Below are 14,110 nucleotides of genomic sequence, written 5' to 3' on the forward strand. Positions count from 1 at the left end.
TCTATAAACGAAAGACAATGGGGTCGGTGAAGTCATGAATGATTTGTTCTACATGGCTTCTTAATTCCGATTCTGTATGGGATGTGGCCACACCCATAATGGAACATCCTGCCGATTTTCCCGATTGTAAACCGGCGAGTGAATCTTCAAACACCACACAATCCTTAGGATCTAGTCCCAATTCCTTGGCACAAAGTTGATACACTTGCGGATGGGGTTTGCCTTGGCTTACCATGGGACCATCTACAATCACATCAAAAAAATGCCGTAGTGATAAAGTATCCAAAGTGAAATTTACATTCATTGTGGGAGCTGATGTACCAAGAGCAATCTTTAGATGATTGTCTTTTAGAAATTGTAAATATTCTACAAGACCTATATGTGGTTTCATTTCTTTTGCATATAAATCCTGATACCAACCTTCTTTTTCGTCTCCATATTGTTTGCATTCTTTGTCGGAGATATTTCCAAAAATCATTCGGAAGAGGTCTGCATTGGTTTTGCCATTGAAGGTATCTCTATAGATTTCTGCATTCAGTGGAAATTGATATTTTTTAGAAAATTCCATCCAAGCTTTGAAATGAAAAGCATGGTTGTCAACGACGACCCCATCCATATCAAAGATAAATCCTTTATGTTTCATTTGTGTTCCTTTCGTATCCACCAACAAGGCCAGTGATAAAACTGGGGATTTTTGTTTCAAAGCTAAGTACTTCTTTACTAAAGGGATGAGTCAATTGGAGGGAAAAAGAATGGAGGGCCATTCGAGGATAAGATCTTGTATCGTTTCCATACTTTGTATCTCCAACAATAGGATGTTTTTTGTCAGAGAGGTGGACTCGGATTTGGTTTTTGCGGCCAGTAAGTAGTTCAATTTCTAATAAAGAATACAAATTGGTTTCTTTTAAGATTTTGAATTTTGTTTTAGAAAGTTTTCCTAACTCGGGTTCGTCGGAGGAATAAACACGGTGGGCTTTGGATTCTACAAGATAGGATTGGATGGTGCCGGACCTCTCTTTCCAAACACCATGACTCACAGCTAGATAGATTTTTTTGGTTTTCTCCCAGGATTCTTGGAGGGTTTGTTTGGCGGTTTCCGTTTTTGCAAATACCAAAATTCCAGAGGTTTCCCGGTCCAACCTATGTACGATAAAGATTCTATTTTTAGACCTTTCACTTCCTTTTTTCACGTAGTCCATCAGGGCTGCATAAGCAGTTTTTGCTTTTTCTGATTCGGTGGCGATCGTGAGAAGACCTGCGGGTTTGTCTACGACAAGGATGTCGCGATCTTCATGTAAAATGGTAAGGCCTTTTGGTAAAAATCGAGTATTGGTCTTTTGTTTCATTCTTTCTTGAGTAGTTTGAGAACTTTGGGATTGTTTTGTCTTTCTGCAAATTCAATCGCAGATTTTCCCCATTGATCCTTTGTCTCTGGATCGGCTCCTGCTTCCAACAAAAGTTTGATGAGTTCCAATTTTTCGTTCAGTATCGCACTATGCAACATGGTGGATCCGTATTTGTCTAATCCATTGATATTTTTTTCAATCGTGAGAAGGATTTTTGCGGCTCTCCAGTTTTCATTGATGATGGCTTGGCCAAGGGCAGTAACTGATTTTCTATTCCGTAAATTTGGATCTACATTTTGTTTGGTGAGTATCTCCAAAATTTCATAAGAATGTCCAATGACACTCAAATGTAGGGCCGTATCCCCTTCTTTGTTTTGATGGTTGGGATTGGCCCCTGCTTGCAAAAGAATTTGAAATAGTTTTGGTTTGTCTTCGGAATCACTTCCTTTGTTTCCCATATTGATCATGGCAAGTAGTACTGTATTGCCATCGGAATCTTCTAATTCGATATTGACTCCGCGCCGAATGAACTCTTCCACGAGTGCAAAATGTCTGACAAAGACTGAGACCATCAGTGGTGTTTTTCCAAATTTGGTTTGGGCATTCTGATTGGCCCCAACATTCATTAAACTTATCGAATGTTGAATGGATTTAAAATCAAGAGAGGCTGCAGAGATTAAAGGTGTTTCTGTATAAAAGTCTCTGGTTTCTAGATCGGCTCCTTTCGAAATAAATAAATTGAATATTGTGGGATCAAACTTTCTTGTTTTGATCATATAATAATGAAAGTGGGATCGTTTGTAATCGAATTCACCCAATTGGTAATTGGGATCCACTCCGGCTCCTAAAAGAATTTTAATGATTTCTGTTTTATCAAATCCAATGGCTGTGGAAAGAGGAGTGTTTCCACGAATCATCGCTTCGTTAGTATTGGCTCCTTTGGATAATAAAAATTTGGTTAGATCGGCATTTCCTAATTCTGCTGCATAATGGAGTAAGGTATATCCATCTACAGAACGTTTGGCGTTCACATCAAAACCTTTGTTTATTTTGTCTTTGATGGTTTTCGGATCTCTCAATTGTGATAAATCTAATTCTGTCGCAAACAGAGGAAAGGTGAGTATGGCAAAGAGAGCCGTGTAACATAAGAACTGAATTGTAGATTTAAGATTTGTATTTTTTACCATGGTGATACCGCTCCTTGGGGACGAAGGATGAGAAGTTCGCGGCCTGAAGAAAGTGCCAAAACTTCTCTTAGTTTTGGATGTACAGAAAAAATATGAGGATGGATGTAATTGTCTTCTTCATTGGATGCAAAAAGTAAAATTCCTTTTTTGGTATCAACGATATTGAATTTTCCTGAAGAAAACAATCCACCGATAATGAGTATGTCGTTTGATGGGGCAATGAGTTCACCAGCATCAAAAAAGGAAGATCGAAACAGTTCTTTTTTTGTTTCTAAATTGTATCCGTAAACTTGGATATACCCGCCTTCGGTTCCAGCTGAACAATATAAATTTTTTCCATCGGGAGAAACAGTTACGGAACGAACGGTTTGTCTATCTTTGGTTTCCAAATCCGGCGAAGTGCTGAGCGGAATATAAACGATGGGACCTGCTGGTTTTTCTTCTACCAGTGGGATATTACTATTTTGCAGCATAACCGATTCATTGATTTCGTGAATTCGGCCGTGGGCATTGCCGTATATAATTGTATTACGTTTATTAACATGTAGGTAAGGGAATTGATGGTGTGCAATTTCAAATCCGGCCGGTTGGGTCCAATCTGCTGTGTTTGGATCGGATGTTAATTGAAATTCGTTTAATTTTCTACCAGAGTTTGTTTCATAAATCACCAACCTTCGATCATAAAAATGAGGACCGTCCATATTGTGTTTATAAGAAACTAGAATTTTTCTTCCACCATCAATGTATTTGGCACTATCGATAGTTTGTATCCAGTTAGGAGAAAGGCCTGCTGCCTCTCGATTGTGTTTACTTTCATCTCCGGGATAACGATAGTCTATGTCAGCAGTGACAGAATAAAAAACGGAAAATTCAGCAGGGAATTTTTTCGATATACTTCCGTTATCTGAAGATCGCACGACCAAATAACGTTCTGATGATTGCAGGTTGGGATCAGTTTGGCCAAAACTCAAAAAATTTTTTCCATCGGGAGATACATCAAAAATTTTTGGGCCGTCAAATTCCTTTTGGTAGTACATCTTTGCTTGTACTTTCCAAATTGAACTTCCATCTAACAAACTAATGCGATAAATATAAAAATCAGTGGTGCCGATGATGACTGACTTACCATCGGTATGGTATTGGAAGCTGAAAATATTTTGCCCATCAATCTCGGGAGTGATTCGGCTTTGGATTTGCCAAGCTGAAGTTGGATCGGCGGTATTTGTCCCCTCGCGGCTGATCGTAGGGAATCCGGATCCCGACGTGGGGTTTGTCCAAAGAGAAAGGAAGAGAATTCCGATTAAGGGGAGGTACTGGCGCATCGTATGAGTCTAACAAAAGGTGGAAAGAGGGTCAAGAATTGTCCATCCACCGCAGGTTTGTCTTTAATTTGGCTTGAAACTCGAATTTTGTTTAATTTATTGAATTATATTCTGTTAAAACAGATATTGTCCTCACGAAGGCTATACCACATTGGAATCTTTACAGATAAATCATTATGTCCCTTTATTCCAACCGATCTTTTCCGTGGAGGAACAGACGGTGGTGGCCTACGAGTCTCTTGGCCGTAGACGGGACGAGTCCGGGAACTTAGTTTCGATTCCTGAGTTTAGTGATCCTCATGTATCACCGCTGCGCATGAGTATCATCGATCGGCAGTTACTCGGACTTGCTTTGACTCGAATCAGGTCAACTAATGATCGTTTGTTTGTGAACATGTCCCCTGACCAAGTGATTTTGGAGTATGAGGAAAGTCGTTCTAATTCATTGCCCATTTCCGATTTAGTGAATAGTTATGGGATTCCTCTGAATCGAGTTGTCATTGAGATCACAGAAAAATCAGGAAGTTACGGGACTGATGTTTTGGCAGCAGGAGTGGAACTTTTGCGAGAGCAGGGTTTTGGAATTGCATTGGACGACGTTGGTTCTGAATCTTCCAACTTAGAACGGTTAGGTGCCATTAAACCCGATATCATCAAAATCGATTTGAATTTATTAAAGAAATCCATCGAAAAAAGAGAATACCAATCCATCTTAGAATATTTAAAACAAATCTCTCTAAGCATTGGATCTCAGTTATTGTTTGAAGGGATTGAAACCGAAGAAGAATTGTTTCGTGCGATTAGTTCTGGTGCAAGCCTTCTGCAAGGGTATTTTCTCGGAAGACCTTCGGAGTACAATCAGGATAAACAAAGTATTTGTGATACAGTTGTTCCACAATTACAACTATATCATGAACGAAAACGAATCGAAGTAGCAACAGAGATTGAATTTGAAAAGAATATCAAACTCCAACTGGGTAATCTTTCTCTTAGAACTTTAGTTTTAGAAAATCGAGTTGTCATTGATCCCCATTCCTTTTTTAAATTGAACCAACAAATCCAACGTGTTTATATCACCGATTGGTTAGGAACACAAGTTTCTCCATACTATGTGCGGACCAATGAATTTGGATTTGCCGAGAACCTTTCCATGTTACAGAAAAACTGGTCCTACATGCCGTTTTTTTATAAACATGTCAAACAAGTCTTTCGAGACGCAGAGAATTGGCAGGTGAGTGATCCGTATTGGGATAAAGAATTAAAAAAAAACGTCATTGTATTTTCGAAAGTCAATGAACTCGGTTATTCTTTTTTTATCGATGTTGTTTTGGATTCTGTTTGATGTCATTGGATTTATGACATTGATAGGATCTCCTTTAAGAAAGAATCGATTTTTGTTTTAAAACTTAAAGTTTTCCCTATTGTATTTCCGTTTTTGAATCCAGAATTCCCTTTTGATTTGTAAGAAGTATTGACGATTAGTACCTGCTAATCTTCTAATTGCTTCTCACGGGGAAAATCTATGATCAAAAAAAAATCGATGTTATCGTTCTTTATTGGAATCTGCATTGTATCATCTCTACTCATTTATTCTTGTTCTAATTCAAAGTTAGGACCAAACGAAGTCAAAGACCAACATGGTAAAATCATTTCACTGATTCCTGAACCGGACCAAAGTCCCACAAAACAAACAGAAATTAAGTCCAATGTTTCCCTTTTAAAAGACAATGGTGAGTTGAATGTATCTGGTTGGGCTAGATACCCATTCTTTCAAGTGGATGAATCTAAAATCAAAGCTGATCCCAAACGATACAAACGGTGGGAACATTATACATTTTATAATGAAAAGTTTGGTGGTGCGATCACTGTGACAGACATTGGAAATTTAGCAATGGGAAGTATTGAACTTCTAGATTTTGCAACAGGAAAGGCGATTTTTTCAAAAACGGAACTCGTGAGACCAGGAGATATCTTTTTTCCTACCAACACAGCAGATCCTATCGAATTTAAAAAAGGGGATCAGTTCATTCGCATCACAAAACTAAAAGGAAAAAGAATCATCGAGTATTCTATCCTTGGGGATTCTTCTTCCGAATTCATTAAAGGAAATTTTGAGTTAATAGAAAAAGCACCGGAAGCTTTGGCTGTCATCACTCCCTTTTCCGAATCTGCATTTTTTTATGAATATAAAATGCCAAGTTTACTTTGTAAGGGTTCCATTACCTACAACAACATCACTTATGAATTTAATGACAAAAGTTATGCGGTGCTGGATTGGGGACGTGGCACTTGGCCCGAAAAAAACAAATGGCTTTGGGCAGCGGGTGCTGGTCTTGTCCAAGGGGAAGTGCTCAGTTTGAATTTGGGATATGGATTTGGAACTCCTGACAAGGCCACAGAGAATGGAATCGTTTATAAGGGAAAGGTTCATAAACTGGATAAAGTCATCTGGAAGTATGATGTCACAGACTATAAAAAACCTTGGAAATTCACAAGTAACGAAGGTCGATTGGAATTGGAATTCACACCAGTTTATGTTTTATCTTCCGACATCGACCTCGCAGGAATGGTGGGATTTTTAAAACAATTGTATCAAAACTTTAGTTTTACAGAAATTTTAGACTTACTGAAAACAGAAGCTTATTTGAACAAAGCTTTTGGTCATTACAACGGTTATGTGATATTGGATAACGGAACAAAATTAGAAGTCAAAGACCTTGCTGGTTTTGTCGAACAAATGTACCAACAGTGGTAAAGGGTCATTTCTAATCTCTAATAACTCTCCTTGTTTGTGTATCCATCACAATCAAGGAGATTGGGAATCTAAAATCGCAAAGGTTGTATTCACCATAACCATCTTTTAATCTCTAAGGTTTTCAGATCCTTATGATCCTCGTCTCACTCAAAATCCTGCCGCCGTGATGGCCGACTTCCCGCAGGGATTGTTATTCGGATCACAAGTAAACATCTTAAACGTAAACAGATCATTCGGATTGGGTCTTTGCGAAGTAGAACCAAAGTTAGTTCCACTGGCAAATCCTAGATCGGAACAAGAGGAAGTGGATACTGCATATTTTTTGATGTTGGTATTGAGAAGTCCACCCGCACCACCGGGAGGTGTGTTGAAGTAAGCTGTGGATCCAATACTACCGCCATTCAATTGAAAGGTATCGTAACAAGTTCCTGTATACGATCCACCGAGATCGGCCACTTCCATCACCACAAGAGATTTGTTTCTATCTGCCACACCATTCAGTAAGTTGTTGATCACAAGGGATGAGATGTCTTCCCGTTGCTGTTCTTGGGATTGGCAATTCCATAGAAAGTTAGAAACAACTAGGATAATCAAGAATCGTATCATAAGATTATTTTTTAAGTTCATATTTTCCTCTTAGTTGGGTCGATAGCTATAAGCTTCTGGAGAAACCACTCCGGTCCAAAAGTTCGCTTGCAGTTGTAAGTAAACTCTTCTATCATCAATAGGCATGGCATTTCCTGTGTTTGGATTCACATCAAACTGATTGCCAAGGACTTGGTAATAGAGTTGGGCTTTGAAATGGTGTTTGTCCCCGAATAGGTTTAGGCCTGCCCAATACACTCGCAAAGAATCTGTTGGATCTACCTTCCCATTGCGATTAAAGTCACCTTGGATGTATTCATACTTAAGCACTGGCATGATATAGTATTTATCCAAAAAAGGAATATTGTAACCAACCGTTCCATGATATCCAAATAGATCATTGGAAGCGGCACCACCAAATGCGGTATAGGCGCCAGACAAATAGAAACCTTTGTAAGTAAAGGTACTATCATAAGTATGTCCGATTAGGCCCATCTTCGGCCGACCCAAAGTAGGAACCGAGTTTTGGACTAAGAAATTCGGATTTCCATTGGAATCCAAACTCCCACGGTCTGGGTTCGCAGCCTGGGAAGTGAGGAGTTGGATTCCACTCGTTGTGCCAGGTGTGTATTCCGGAACATAAAGTGATGGTGTGATTAAATTCTGAGTTTGCACATAACCGGCACCGATAGACCATTTCAACTCTCGTTGGAAAATTTCTTCTCCTTCCTGCCAGTTCACCATCTTACCATCAGATTCTCTTTTGAGACCACCAAAGACATTCACTTGGGCTCGTGCATAATAAATGGGAGAAGTATTCACCGCTCCATATCGGTTAGCGGTTGTTAAGTCCTGTCGTCTTCCTGTTCCATAATCCCCTCCGCCACCTTTGCCGTTACTCACCATGAGGGACACTTGTAAGTACCTTTCCCATTTATGATCTATTTCTTTGAGTGGAGTTGCTTGGATCATCACCCCGTTATCAAATTGCGGAATGGCATTCACAATCATACTGCGCTCTAAAGTCACAAAGTTCGCAGAGGATTGTAAATACTCTCTACTGAATTGTGTTGGCAATTGTCCAAACACAAATCGTAATCCACCATAAGGAATCTTTGCATAAGCAAACGCTTCATGGATGTAACCACGATTGTCTTTTAGTTTTGTATTGGTTACATAAGTTGTGGTCGCAGCCCTTCCGTTCGCATCCAAATAATTCAAAGTGTTTGTGGTTTGCACCACATCCGTTCGATTGAGCATATTCTCCAAACGAAGTTGGATATTCGCACCCCACCATTCGTTTTCGTATTGAACTCCGAAGCGAAGACGACGAAAGTTCCAATCCACTGTATTAAAATCACGATGTCCATTATTGTAGAGTGAATCTTCCGATCCAGAAACACCGCGAAACTGCATCCGACCGGCAATGGTTAGTTTTTCTTTTGAGGTATCATCGGGCCTGTGAGCAAAGGCATCGGGAAGGGTGCTGGAATTTCCATTGGGCAGGGGACGGTTGTAGTCCACCTTCACACGGTTAGGTCCTGGTTTTGTAAAAATTTGACCCGATTCCGTATCTTCATAGAGTTCTCGGTATACTTTCGCTTGTGGTTCTTTTGTTTCTTTTTTATGTTCTTTGGCTTCCGAAGGTTTGGTTTCCGTCGGAGTCAGTTCATTGGTTTTGGGAGTTTCTGATTCTGCAGAAATGGCCCTCACAAGGAAGAGGACGGCCAAAATGGCTTTTGAGATAGTCTTCATTCAATTCTTTGTGACTGATTGGGATTATTACAAACGGTGGTTCTCACCTGATTCAATGTTTCAGTCTAGTGACAAACATATTGAAGTATTGTTGGGTTTCGATGACGGGATTGTTACAAATTGATTACAGGGCTTTGAATGGAGGACAAATTGTACTTTTTTTTACGAAATCGAGGCTTTGTCATATAACTAAGAGAGTTTTATGACAAAAACATAACGACCTATCTTTGATGATGAGTGTGAGTTTTGGGCGGATCCGCTTTCGCGGACCGGGCTCTACGCTGCAATCTTTCGACAGGCGAAAGGATTTCCGCTACGATCCCTTCCGCTTGGGACCTTAATCTTTTATAATTGGAACTGGTCGCAGATTCCTTTCAATTTGTCGGCTGTGTTGGAAAGATTCTTCGCCGAGGAAGACATCTCTTCGGCACCAGCGGCCGTATTGATGGTATGTTCATTGATCTGAGTGATCACATCGGTAATCTCTCTTACGGCTCCTCTTTGTTCATCGGCCGCAACTTTGATTTGGTCCGATTCGCCTTTCACAATTCCAGAGTTTTCTAAAACGGAAAGATTGATTTCTGCCTGAGAACCCATGATGCTATAGAGGGAATCCATAGCCTGGGAAACATCATTGATGCTTTTGATGATCTCTTGGATGAGAGAAGTGGAGGATTGGATGCTCTTGGCACCTCCATCCAATTCTTTCGAGTTTTTGTTGATCATCTCAGAAATCGATTTGATCGATGATGCAGTTCGGATGGAAAGTTTTGAAATCTCTTCTGCTACCACGGCAAATCCTCTTCCCGCATCCCCAGCACGAGCTGCTTCAATCGCCGCATTGAGAGCTAGTAGTTGTGTTTGGTCTGAAATTTCATTGATGATTGCAATGATGGCCTTCATTTCATCAGAAGACTTCAAGATATTGCTAATCATATCGTTCATTCCCGTGAGAGACTGTTCTCCTTCCTTGGCTTGGTTGGAGATCGATTTCATTCGTGTGAGTGTATTGTCAATTTCGTCACCCACTCGTTTCACACTATTGGCTAATTCTTGGATTTTAATTTGAAATTGAGAAATGTTTCTGTGTTGGATGTCGATGGAACCGGTGATGTTTTCCATACTCGCTGACATTTCTTCTACAGTAGCTGACATCTGTTCGGTGGAAGCGGCTGTTGCTTGTGCTCCTCCCGAAAAACTATCGGAACTAGAAGAAAGTTCGCCGGCACTCGAAGCAAGTTCCTGAGAAATGAATTGAATTTCGGATACGATCTTTCGAAGACTGACTAAAAATGAATTTGTATCTCCACTGAGTTCTCCAATTTCATCACTATGTGTGATCGTGAGAGATTGGGACAGGTCACCAGTAGACATTTTTTTAAAGAGGTCTCTGAGTCCCGAAATGGGTTTCAGTCGTTTGGAAATTAAACGAGAAAGTGCATAAATAGAAATACTCAAAATGATAAAAACAAAAATTCCGATTTTGAATAACATATCGTGAACGACAGTTAAGATTTCACCTTTCGAGGCAATTGTCGCCAAACGAATATTATACTTTTCTAAATCAAATACTGTGGCGATTTTTTCTCTTCCAAAAAAATACTCCATATGTTCTTCTGATTTGAGTTCGAGTAATTTCCTTCCCCAGTCTAGTTTTTTGATATCGAGGTTTAGAATTAACTTTTTGTCAGGATGTCCGATAACTTGGCCTTCTCTATCGGTGATGGCAACAAAACCTTCCTTTCCAATCTGAACATCCTTCACCACTTCATCGGTAAGGTGGTTTAAGGAAACAGCAAAGGCAAGGATGGCAACAACTTGTTTGCCTTGGAATACAGGCATGGTTAAGACTGCAACGGGTTCTTGTGTGACAGGAGAACGAGCTACTTTACTTAAACTGGCTTTTCCCTCAAGAACAGCTTTGATGTTTTCATCGAAGCCCGTGTTTCCCCAACGAAATCCAATGGCCTTGCCCGTTGCATCGGAAAAAACGATAGGGTTTAGTTCTGCAGTGGATAAGAATACATTTTCATAAACACCGAATTTTTGGCTCAAATTGGCGAGGAGTGGGTCTAAGTATTTGCGATCTTTTCGAATCGATCGTTCGGCAAATTCAGGGCTAGTGGCTATGAATTCCGCTAAGAGAAATTGTTGGTCGAAAAAATTGCGAATTTGTCTTCCGGAGAGTTTGGCTACGTTTTTCATCTCTCCAATATATGCGTCTACAATGTAGGATTTACCAATGAAATAGGCAAAGGAAGAGATTCCAAGAGCCATTACTATGATTACGGTTACACTTAGAGCGACGATGACGGTCTTTAGGCTATTGAATTTCATTCTTTCATTTCCTGGCAAAAACAAATAGAATCTATTGTGGTTATCTTAGGATCGAATTTGTCAAACTACATATTTGTAAGATTCTAATGAAATTCCCTAACTGGCCCAGTGGCCGAAATGAAAGGACATTTTGTTCAGACCATTAGACAAAACTTAAGTACATCCACGTAGGGATTCTCAAATGATAAAAAAAACAGAAATCGGTAGTAGGTTTTCTATTACAGAATATTCTAAACTTTTAGGGGAAGAAATTTGAGTTGGTTTGAAATTGAAGGCAAAAAAATATTTTATGCGAACTACCGGGATTTGGACGCAGACCAAATGATTGAACGATTGCATGAAATCATCCAAATTTACCGAGCAGAGCCTGGCAAATTCTATAGCCTTATAGACTTTACGAACACCTTTTTATCAGAAGAATACATTGCAGAAATGATGAATGGAGAAATCGCTGCTTTACGCAAATTAAAAATTATTAAAACCGCAGTGATTGGAATTAACTTTGCTAAGGTTGCGATCTTGGAAGTTTATAAAATTTTGAATACAGACAATAAATTCAAACTCTTTGATACCAAAGAAGAAGCATTGGAATGGTTATCGAGTGAGATCAAACATGAATCCTAAGGAATCCTTTATTTTATCTGTTTTCTTTTCGAACCACTAGTTTCAGTCCGGACCAAGCCTCATCGACTGCACAGACTTTGATGTCAACGAGTCCCAATTCTAGAGCAAAATTACGAATCAAATCTTCATTCATATCGGAAGGAATTTTGGCCGACTTCTTTGGCCAAGAAATCCAGATCATTCCCGTTGGTTTGATAAATTTGATGAGTTTAGGAAGTTTTTGAAAATACTCTTTAGAAGATAGGGTAAAAAAATGAATCATATCCAATCCGGTTTTTGGTTTCTCTAAGATCTGGATTTGTTTAGGAAATGTTCCCCAATCTTTGGTAAAGTCTTTGGATGGAAGATTGATAAAATGAAGGATCATATTTTCTTTGATTCCTAATTTTTCAATGAGTGGTTTTCCTGAATACCCAGCTGTCATCACTTTCCCCCTACGATTGGACAATCCTGTAAATAGGATCGGTAAAACATTGTTAGTTTCTAGACATAATTAATTTTCTCTAGATCTTTTCTAAATCCTCCGCATATGCGGAGGAACCAGAATACAATCAGTCCGCGCCTCTTTTAAAAAAATCAATTTTCATTGGAAAATGGAAAAATACAGAGTATTTCCTTTGGTTTTGATCCGTAGATGTATACAACCAATAAAATATTGCGCCTAATCGCCATTCTGGTGATTTTTATGAATTGAGGGTAATTAGTGTTAACGATTGCAGATCTTTGGAAACAAGGAAAAATCATTATTAATAGAATCAGATTTGGTTTGGTTCTTTTATTCGTTTTTGCAATGTTGGGAGCCAAAGACGAGTTCCAACCGAAGATGTTTGTGATCCATATGATTGGAACCTGCACTATGGGTTTCTATTGTGCGATCGCTTACATTCTCGAAAAAAAAACAAACCCGCCCACTTGGTTCCATAAACTTTTAGTTTTACTCGATACATTGGTTCTCTCTGGAACCATCATAATGGATTGTACGTTAAGTGCCAAAGAGGCAGAGGCAGCTCTTGCCAATGCCATTGTTTATTTTATCTTTTTCTTCAATGCCATTTATTCTGGATTTTTGGGAGATCGTAAATTTGTTTTGATTAACTCTCTGTTAGGTTCTTTTTTGTCTGGAGTTGCTCTTTATTGCGCGGTCTCTATTTCGGGGCTTCAACTTTCTGTGGATCCAGAACTTTCCAGTAAACCAGGTTATGTGGGTGTCACAGGTGAGATCCTAAAACCAGTTTTTATTTTCACTGCTGGATACATTGTTAGTTTACTCGTCCAACTTCTAACAAAGATTAGCTCTCTTGCTGAAATCAAAGCACATGAATCAGAAGTTCTACTTGGCCAAACCAAAGAACGAAATAAAATTTCTGCCAATGCTGCTGTAAAATTAGAAAGTTCCATCACAAACTTCAGCAACTTTGTTTCTCAAACATCCATCAAACTAGAATCCCAAGCAGCCTCCTTAGAAGAAATCACTGCCGTCATTTCAGAATTATCTAGTTCTTTTGAATCGAATGGATCGTCCATTGAAGAACAAAACAACAAAGTACAAGGAATGGTGGCAGATACTGAAATTCTAAAAGAAACTGTAGACCAAATTCTTGTACAAAGTGAACGTTTGGTAGAAATTGCTGAGATCAATAAAAAAGAAAGTATGTCGGTAACAGAAGTTGCTGACCAAACAGCAAATCATTTAGAATCCATCCAATCTTCCTTTGACCAAGTAAACGAAATCAATAACATAGTTGCCGAAATTGGTGAAAAGACAAACTTGCTGGCGTTAAATGCATCGATTGAGGCGGCAAGAGCCGGTGATGTAGGAAAAGGATTTGCCGTTGTCGCAAACGAAGTGAGTAAACTTGCCGAGTTTACGAAAAACAACGTAAAACGAATTTCCATAGTCGTTAAAAGTTCCAAAGAAATCATAACGAATGCAAGAAATGCTTCCAAAAGCACTGGGGAACTAGCAAAATCTCAAATCGATCGATTGAACCAAACATTGGTTGCCATCCAAAACATGAACCAATTGTATTTGGAACAAAGAAATACTTTGTCTGCGATATTAGTGGAACTGGGACAAATTCGAGAACTCTCCAAACAAATTTCCGAATCCACCAAAGAACAGTTACTTGGTCAGAAAGAAGCATCAAAAGGGATTGTCCAACTAGAAATGGAGGTCAACGAAATCAGTCGCGCCTCCAA

Annotated in this window: 12 protein-coding genes; 4 read left to right on the top strand and 8 right to left on the bottom strand. The window is 39.2% G+C overall.

What is annotated here, in order from left to right:
* Nucleotide 1: 1 nt before the first annotated feature.
* The 4 genes from JWG41_RS13115 to JWG41_RS13130 are packed head-to-tail and all read right to left on the bottom strand — an operon-like array spanning nt 2 to nt 3,855.
* A complete protein-coding gene (locus JWG41_RS13115; RefSeq protein ID WP_205270380.1) occupies nt 2–643 on the bottom strand; it encodes an HAD family hydrolase in 642 nt (213 codons plus the stop codon).
* A complete protein-coding gene (locus JWG41_RS13120) occupies nt 633–1,346 on the bottom strand; it encodes an RluA family pseudouridine synthase (RefSeq protein WP_205270381.1) in 714 nt (237 codons plus the stop codon). Before JWG41_RS13120 ends, JWG41_RS13115 begins: the two co-directional genes overlap by 11 nt.
* Complete coding sequence (locus JWG41_RS13125) at nt 1,343–2,533, bottom strand: ankyrin repeat domain-containing protein (RefSeq protein WP_205270382.1); 1,191 nt, start codon at nt 2,531–2,533, stop codon at nt 1,343–1,345. The genes JWG41_RS13120 and JWG41_RS13125 overlap by 4 nt, the downstream gene beginning before the upstream one ends.
* Nucleotides 2,527–3,855: a hypothetical protein gene (locus tag JWG41_RS13130; protein WP_205270383.1), complete on the bottom strand. Its 1,329-nt coding sequence runs from the start codon at nt 3,853–3,855 to the stop codon at nt 2,527–2,529. Before JWG41_RS13130 ends, JWG41_RS13125 begins: the two co-directional genes overlap by 7 nt.
* 166 nt (nt 3,856–4,021) lie before the next feature.
* Here JWG41_RS13130 and JWG41_RS13135 point away from each other — a divergent pair, with 166 nt between their 5' ends.
* Together JWG41_RS13135 and JWG41_RS13140 are read left to right on the top strand one after the other, a co-directional pair.
* A complete protein-coding gene (locus tag JWG41_RS13135; protein WP_332461296.1) occupies nt 4,022–5,197 on the top strand; it encodes an EAL domain-containing protein in 1,176 nt (391 codons plus the stop codon).
* A 180-nt stretch (nt 5,198–5,377) separates the two neighbouring features.
* Complete coding sequence (locus tag JWG41_RS13140; protein ID WP_205270385.1) at nt 5,378–6,610, top strand: DUF2804 domain-containing protein; 1,233 nt, start codon at nt 5,378–5,380, stop codon at nt 6,608–6,610.
* A gap of 147 nt (nt 6,611–6,757) precedes the next feature.
* Here JWG41_RS13140 and JWG41_RS13145 read toward each other — a convergent pair whose 3' ends face one another.
* The 3 genes from JWG41_RS13145 to JWG41_RS13155 form a co-directional block, all read right to left on the bottom strand.
* Nucleotides 6,758–7,237 (bottom strand): LA_3150 family lipoprotein, encoded by a 480-nt coding sequence (locus tag JWG41_RS13145; protein ID WP_205270386.1) that lies wholly within the window; start codon nt 7,235–7,237, stop codon nt 6,758–6,760.
* 9 nt (nt 7,238–7,246) lie between these two features.
* A complete protein-coding gene (locus tag JWG41_RS13150) occupies nt 7,247–8,950 on the bottom strand; it encodes a porin (protein ID WP_205270387.1) in 1,704 nt (567 codons plus the stop codon).
* Between the two features lie 345 nt (nt 8,951–9,295).
* Nucleotides 9,296–11,287 carry a methyl-accepting chemotaxis protein gene (locus tag JWG41_RS13155; protein ID WP_205270388.1) on the bottom strand — a complete coding sequence of 664 codons (1,992 nt, stop codon included), beginning with the start codon at nt 11,285–11,287 and terminating at the stop codon, nt 9,296–9,298.
* 252 nt (nt 11,288–11,539) lie between these two features.
* Between JWG41_RS13155 and JWG41_RS13160 the strand changes: the two genes are divergently transcribed.
* Nucleotides 11,540–11,911, top strand: a complete 372-nt coding sequence (locus JWG41_RS13160; protein ID WP_205270389.1) for a hypothetical protein — start codon at nt 11,540–11,542, stop codon at nt 11,909–11,911.
* Between the two features lie 13 nt (nt 11,912–11,924).
* Here the strand turns inward: JWG41_RS13160 and JWG41_RS13165 are convergent, their stop codons facing one another.
* Entirely contained in the window at nt 11,925–12,335 is a 411-nt protein-coding gene (locus tag JWG41_RS13165) for a DUF3052 domain-containing protein (RefSeq protein ID WP_205270390.1), read from the bottom strand.
* 279 nt (nt 12,336–12,614) lie between these two features.
* Here JWG41_RS13165 and JWG41_RS21230 point away from each other — a divergent pair.
* Nucleotides 12,615–14,110: methyl-accepting chemotaxis protein (locus JWG41_RS21230; RefSeq protein WP_205270391.1), on the top strand; the 1,496-nt coding region annotated here is incomplete at its 3' end.

It is taken from the genome of Leptospira chreensis (genome assembly GCF_016919165.1).
Lineage (GTDB): Bacteria > Spirochaetota > Leptospiria > Leptospirales > Leptospiraceae > Leptospira_A > Leptospira_A chreensis.

What these genes read in the sequence shown, in the direction of transcription:
- JWG41_RS13150 (WP_205270387.1), bottom strand. Translation starts at nt 8,950, where the DNA reads ATGAAGACTATCTCAAAAGCCATTTTGGCCGTCCTCTTCCTTGTGAGG.
- JWG41_RS13140 (WP_205270385.1), top strand. Translation starts at nt 5,378, where the DNA reads ATGATCAAAAAAAAATCGATGTTATCGTTCTTTATTGGAATCTGCATT.
- JWG41_RS13130 (WP_205270383.1), bottom strand. Translation starts at nt 3,855, where the DNA reads ATGCGCCAGTACCTCCCCTTAATCGGAATTCTCTTCCTTTCTCTTTGG.
- JWG41_RS13155 (WP_205270388.1), bottom strand. Translation starts at nt 11,287, where the DNA reads ATGAAATTCAATAGCCTAAAGACCGTCATCGTCGCTCTAAGTGTAACC.
- JWG41_RS13125 (WP_205270382.1), bottom strand. Translation starts at nt 2,533, where the DNA reads ATGGTAAAAAATACAAATCTTAAATCTACAATTCAGTTCTTATGTTAC.
- JWG41_RS13120 (WP_205270381.1), bottom strand. Translation starts at nt 1,346, where the DNA reads ATGAAACAAAAGACCAATACTCGATTTTTACCAAAAGGCCTTACCATT.
- JWG41_RS13165 (WP_205270390.1), bottom strand. Translation starts at nt 12,335, where the DNA reads ATGACAGCTGGGTATTCAGGAAAACCACTCATTGAAAAATTAGGAATC.
- JWG41_RS13115 (WP_205270380.1), bottom strand. Translation starts at nt 643, where the DNA reads ATGAAACATAAAGGATTTATCTTTGATATGGATGGGGTCGTCGTTGAC.
- JWG41_RS13145 (WP_205270386.1), bottom strand. Translation starts at nt 7,237, where the DNA reads ATGAACTTAAAAAATAATCTTATGATACGATTCTTGATTATCCTAGTT.